General features: G+C 37.1%; 6 protein-coding genes. 3 read left to right on the forward strand and 3 right to left on the reverse strand.

Annotated elements, in window-relative coordinates; all coding sequences use genetic code 11:
• The coding region (gene treP / locus QZ413_RS05585; RefSeq protein ID WP_297077353.1) for a PTS system trehalose-specific EIIBC component at positions 1-1,862 on the reverse strand (1,862 nt) is incomplete at its 3' end.
• A 310-nt stretch (positions 1,863-2,172) separates the two neighbouring features.
• On the opposite strand from treP, the gene treR reads away from it, so the two are divergent.
• Both treR and QZ413_RS05595 read left to right on the forward strand, forming a co-directional pair.
• Entirely contained in the window at positions 2,173-2,895 is a 723-nt protein-coding gene (gene treR, locus QZ413_RS05590) for a trehalose operon repressor (RefSeq protein ID WP_297077363.1), read from the forward strand.
• Between the two features lie 67 nt (positions 2,896-2,962).
• A complete protein-coding gene (locus QZ413_RS05595; protein WP_297077354.1) occupies positions 2,963-3,940 on the forward strand; it encodes a choloylglycine hydrolase family protein in 978 nt (325 codons plus the stop codon).
• 45 nt (positions 3,941-3,985) lie between these two features.
• Here QZ413_RS05595 and QZ413_RS05600 read toward each other — a convergent pair whose 3' ends face one another.
• Positions 3,986-4,801 carry a Cof-type HAD-IIB family hydrolase gene (locus QZ413_RS05600; protein WP_297077356.1) on the reverse strand — a complete coding sequence of 272 codons (816 nt, stop codon included), beginning with the start codon at positions 4,799-4,801 and terminating at the stop codon, positions 3,986-3,988.
• A gap of 389 nt (positions 4,802-5,190) precedes the next feature.
• Between QZ413_RS05600 and QZ413_RS05605 the strand changes: the two genes are divergently transcribed.
• On the forward strand, positions 5,191-5,358 hold the full coding sequence (locus QZ413_RS05605) for a hypothetical protein (RefSeq protein ID WP_297077359.1): 168 nt from the start codon (positions 5,191-5,193) through the stop codon (positions 5,356-5,358).
• A 173-nt stretch (positions 5,359-5,531) separates the two neighbouring features.
• On the opposite strand, the gene QZ413_RS05610 is transcribed toward QZ413_RS05605, so the two are convergent.
• Positions 5,532-6,049, reverse strand: a 518-nt coding sequence (locus QZ413_RS05610) for a M20/M25/M40 family metallo-hydrolase (RefSeq protein ID WP_297077361.1), incomplete at its 5' end; no start/stop codon positions are given.

A 6,049-nucleotide genomic window follows, 5' to 3' on the forward strand; every position in this document is an offset into this window, starting at 1 on the left:
ATCGGTGTTTGTGTTTGATAGCCCGCTTGTTCGATCGCTGCTTTGTCAAACGTTAATAACAATTGACCTTTTTTCACTGCATCGCCTTGTTTAACATGTGCCGTGAAATGATCGCCATTTAGTTGTACGGTATCTAATCCTACATGCATCAACAATTCGATTCCCATTTCATCAACTAAGCCAATCGCGTGTTTACTTGGGAACAATAAACTGATCGTCCCATCTAGTGGAGCATAGAGTTTTCCTTCACTTGGTTCGATCACAACCCCTTGTCCCATCGCACCTTGTGCAAATACTGGATCTACTGAATGACTAAGTGGGAACAATTGGCCGTTTAATGGTGAAAATAAAGTCGTTTCTTTGACGGTACTAACTGGTGTCACTGGTGTTTCTAAACTTGGATCGATTGGATCTAATGCTTCCCCGACACGATCGATTTTATTAAAGATGCCTGCTCTTCTAAAGAATAGCGTTAAGAAGAATGGTACCGCAATGGCAATCAGCATCGCGATTGCAAAAACACCATAGTAATTGGCTTTGATCGCTAAGATTCCTGGAAGTCCACCGACCCCGATTGATAATGCACGTACGCCGAAGATCGTAACAAACATTCCTGCGATCCCACTACCAATCATCGCTGCCACAAATGGATACACATATTTTAAGTTGATCCCAAACATCGCAGGTTCAGTAACCCCTAACCAGGCAGAAATCACAGAAGGAACAGATACTTGTTCTTCTTTTTTATTGCCACGATGCGCAACTACGACTGCTAATACGGCAGCCCCTTGAGCGATATTCGATAGACAGATCATTGGCCATAAATTCGTTGACTTAAAGTCAGCAATCAATTGAGTATCGATCGCAAGTGTTGTATGGTGCAAACCGGTAATTACGAGTGGTGCATAGAGGGCTCCAAAAATCCCACCGAATAACCAACTAAATGATGACGTCAAGCCAGCATTTACAACGGTTGAGATCGCTGAACCGATTTTCCAACCGATTGGGCCTAAAATCAAATGAGCTGCTAAAATCGTTGGAATCAATGAAAAGAATGGGACAAAAATCATTGAGACTGCTTCTGGAATGTGTTTACGGAAGAAGCGCTCTAAGTAAACTAATAGGAAACCGGCTAACATCGCTGGAATAACTTGTGCTTGGTATCCGATTTTTTCCATTGTGAAAAATCCAAAGTCCCATGTCCAGTTTTGTGCAATATCTGCTGCACTCGTTCCATTTACCGCATACGCATTTAATAACTGTGGTGAAACTAAGGTAATCCCTAATACGATTCCCAAAATCTCAGTCGCTTTCATCTTACGCGTAATACTCCAAGTGATCCCAACTGGTAAAAAGTGGAAGATCGCTTCACCAGGAAGCCATAAGAAGCTATCCACACCGTTCCAAAAAACGGAGCTTTCAGCAATAGTTTTATCATTTAAAAACCCCATCGGAACGGAGTCTAAAATGTTACGGAATCCTAAAATCAAACCACCGACGATAATTGCAGGTAATAATGGCGTGAAAATCTCAGCTAATAAAGTGACTGCACGTTGTACGGGGTTTTGATTTTGTTTAGCGGCTGATTTCACATCATCTTTTGATCCGCCCTCTAATTTAGCAATCGACACAAATTCTTGGTAAAACGTCGGGACCTCATTCCCAATGATGACTTGGAATTGCCCTGCGTTGGTGAAGATTCCACGAACGGAATCAAGATCCTCGATTTTTTTCTCGTCTGCTTTTTTAGGATCGACCAATACAAACCGCATCCGCGTCGCACAATGTGTAATCGCTGAAACATTGTCACGACCACCAACATACTCTAGTAGCTTTGTTGCATCTTTTTCAAATTTTCCCATGATCTGTTCTCCTTTCACTTGTAGGTACAAGTTATCTTAAGTCCACTATACGAAAATAAAAACTATTTGTAAAGCGCTTGCAAAATAAAAACAATGCTTATTTTTCTCATTTACTAGATTTTTCTCATTTTACTGTCTATTTCTTAAGAAAATCCATTATTCAACAGATTGTTGTTGGTAATTCATCCCACAAGTAGGATATATTCTATTATTTTTATTAGATTTTTCTAATCTTTTTATTCATTGTAGATTTTTTCGATTTATTTTATACTTGTATTGAAGAAATACGTACAAGTTAGGAGTCGTCATGATGAAAGCCTATGAAATGATCTATCAACTTTTAGAAAACCATATTTTAAAAGAAGAATTTGCACCCGGAGAATACTTACCAAGTGAGAATCAACTCAGTCAACAATACAATGTATCTCGTGATACTGTGCGTAAGGCATTAGCTCGTTTGATGGCAAATGGGTATATCCAAAAAATCCAAGGGAAAGGTTCCATCGTTTTAAAACGTGAACAGCTTCGTTTCCCGATTTCTGGACTAACTAGCTATAAAGAACTTCAAAACTCTTATGGGTATAGTGGTCATACTAAAGTGGTGTTATTGGCTGAAGATACGATCAACGAAGCCACTAGTCTCACAACTGGTTTTGATATCGGTGAAAAGGTTTGGGTCTTGTTACGTACACGTGAAATCGATCATCAAAAAGTAATTTTAGATAAAGATTATATTGCGTGTCGTTATGTGAAGCATTTAGATGAATCGATTGCGACTGATTCGATTTATAAATACTTTGAACAAGAACTGCATCTTAATATTTCATTTGCCGAAAAAGAAATCCGAATCGATCACTTACAAGAAACGGATCGACTATATCTCGATTTAAACCATAATGACGTCAATATCGTGTCGATTCAAAGTCGAGTTTTTTTAGCCAATGCCCAACAATTTCAATATACAGAAAGTCGCCATCGCGTCGATAAATTCCGTTTTTATGATTTTGCTAGAAGACATCCCACTACATTTTGATCGGTATTTCTCAAAAAAAGTGGTACACTTACGGTGAAATGAATCGAATAGAAATGAGGAATGCTACATGTGTACAAGTTTTACTTTGCAAGATGCTGATACAACGATTGTTGCACGTACAATGGACTTTGGCTTTGAACTAGATGGCCGACCTGTTGTATTTCCGAGAAACTATCTTTTTCATACACAACTTGGTCATGAGATCTCGTTTCCCTATGGCTTTATGGGAACAGGAAATCCTAAAATGGGGGATTTACTCGCAGATGGGATCAATGAACATGGTGTAACGGTGATGGAGCTTTATTTTCCAAATGAAGCAATTTACGCTGATCAACCCGATCCACAAAAAACGAACCTAGCACCTCATGAATTTTTGATGTGGGTATTGGGTACGATTGATTCTGTTGCCACCTTACGTCAAAAACTGGATCAGATCCAGCTAGTCGCTTTAAAAAATCCGATATTACAAGTCGTATTGCCATTACATTTTATTGTTTCTGATGAAACTGGGGACACGATCGTTTTGGAAAGCTCTGCTAGTGGCTTACATTTAAAAGAAAATCCTGTTCGCGTTATGACGAATAGCCCTGAACTGGAATGGCATTTAAAAAATCTAAATAATTATATTGGCTTACAAACTCAAAACTTCTCAAATAGTGCATTCAATGAGCTCACTGCACATCCATTTGGCCAAGGTTCTGGTACATTCGGCTTACCTGGAGGATTTACTGGACCGGAACGCTTTGTCCGTATGGCTTTTTTACGTGCAAATATCCAAACAAATCAAGGATACGATGCATTACTGACAAATACGTTGTCTTTACTAGAGACCGTAACGATTCCTAAAGGTGTCAATGTCAAAAATGACGGTAGCATTGACTACACGCAATACAAAGCATTTTATGACACGAAAAAAAGAAGTTATTTCTTTAGACCATACACACAATCTGAAACCTATCAATTAACGCTCACAGAAGAACTTCTTTCATTGGAACAACCAAAAGATTTTCCAATTACACAAAATTTTATCACCCACATCCTTTAAAAAAATACCGCTATTGCTTTCTTTATAGAAAACAATAGCGGTATTTTACGCATATGCTGGGACTAAGTTGATCAAGGTTTCCATTTTCTCTAATACGGCTTGTTGTTCATTAGAACCGATGATCTCTTTAGCTAATATTTTGATATCACGTACTGCATTTGACGGTGCGAAACTATTTTTCGTTTGTTTGAACATACCGATATCATTATAGTTATCACCGAAAACTGCGATTTCTTCTGGTTTTAAATCAAAGAACTCAAGCATTTTTTGAATGCCAACTTCTTTTCCAGCTTCTTTGGAAACAACATCAATCGCTCCATGACCACTAGCTACGATTTGGACACGATCCCCAAATACCTGTTGCAATTCAGCCACTGCTTCATGTACGATCTCAGCTGGAAAATTCAATCCAAATTTAAAAATATCGTCTTCGATCGGTTCTGAAAAATCGATCAAATCGATCTTAGGATAGAAAAAATGCGCCATTTCCAAAAATTGAGCTTGCTCGTCTTTTGCAGCGTAAACCCCATTTTTTCCAGTCAAAATCATATGTGCTTGTTTAAAATGCGTTTTAATGTAGGCAATTAGGACAGGATACAATTCTTTTGGTAGCGTCTGAGCGGCAAGTGTTTCTCCATGGTAGCGAATATCGGCACCATTATCGGCAATATAAAACAAGTTTTCCCCAAAATCTGGAAAATACTCGATCAACCGATCATACTGATTACCAGATGCAACTACAAAATGCATACCACGTTCATTCATCATCTTTTTTAAGCGTAAAAAACGTTCACGATCATACGTCTTTTCCTCGTTTAAAAAAGTACCATCCATATCTACTACAATTGCTTTTATTGTCAAAATTGTCAACCTCTCTTTTTGTGTTGCTCCTAGTATAACAAAAAATGGAATGAAATGAGACATGATATGCATAACATATGTATTTATTGAATTTTTTTATCATTTATTTAATCATTTTGGATTTCTTCATATCTAGTAGATTCTATTTAAAGCAATTTCTTCAATCAAACAAAAAAATTGATTATAAATTCACAAAAAAAAAATAGCTAATTTTTTATTTAAATATTTTCTGAAAAAGCATTGAAAACTTTTCATATCGTGTTATAATCATTTTAATTTCATTATAATCCTTTATTGATCTGGCCTGTTTGCTATTTCATATCACAATTTAGTGAAAAAAAGTACATTCACTAAACGTTTTATCAAATTCATTTACTGGGGGAATTTTTTTGACGATCGCGACAAATGAAACTTACCAAACAAAAATTATTGGCTTAAAAGGACGATACCGGGTAAAAATCGTCACTGTACTTACAAATACTGCAGTGGTCGAAATCATACATAACAATCAACTAGAACACAAACTGTACCTAGCACGATTAACTGATTTAACTTAATACATAAAAGAGGTTGTAACAAAAGTGGGCAGCTCTAAGAAATAAGCCACATAATTTCGATAATAGATTGATCTATTTCGATAATTATGTGGCTTATTTTTGAAGGCGCTACTTCTGGAACACCGTTTATTCGATTTTTTTAGAGGTTGTGACAGAAATCTGTCACAACGGCTTTATTTAGCCGCTAATTCAACGATTTTAACAAGTGTTTCCGCAGTTTTTTCCATCGCTTCTTTGGTAATAAATTCATATTGACCATGAAAATTTTCGCCACCAGTAAAAATATTCGGTGTTGGAATCCCCAAGTAAGAAATTTTGGACCCATCTGTTCCACCACGAAATGGCGTAACGATTGGCTTTAAGCCTACTGCTTCAATCGCAGCCAGTGCTAACTCTACACTTTGTGGGTGTTGATCGATAATTTCACGCATATTGTAGTACTGATCTTCAAGTGTCAAAGTGATTCGCTCATAATTAAATTCTTGATTTAGTTTTTTGATGATTTCATACAAATTTTGTTTACGTTCCGTAAATTTTATACGATCATGATCGCGAATAATATAGGTCATCTCAGCTTTTGCAATCGTTCCAGAAATATCATGCAATAAATAAAACCCTTCACGGTCGCGTGTTTCTTCGGGGACTTCATCTTGAGGAAGTGCTTGGTCGATCTTTTGAGCAATCTTTAAAG

Source organism: uncultured Enterococcus sp. (assembly GCF_913775425.1).
Lineage (GTDB): Bacteria > Bacillota > Bacilli > Lactobacillales > Enterococcaceae > Enterococcus_G.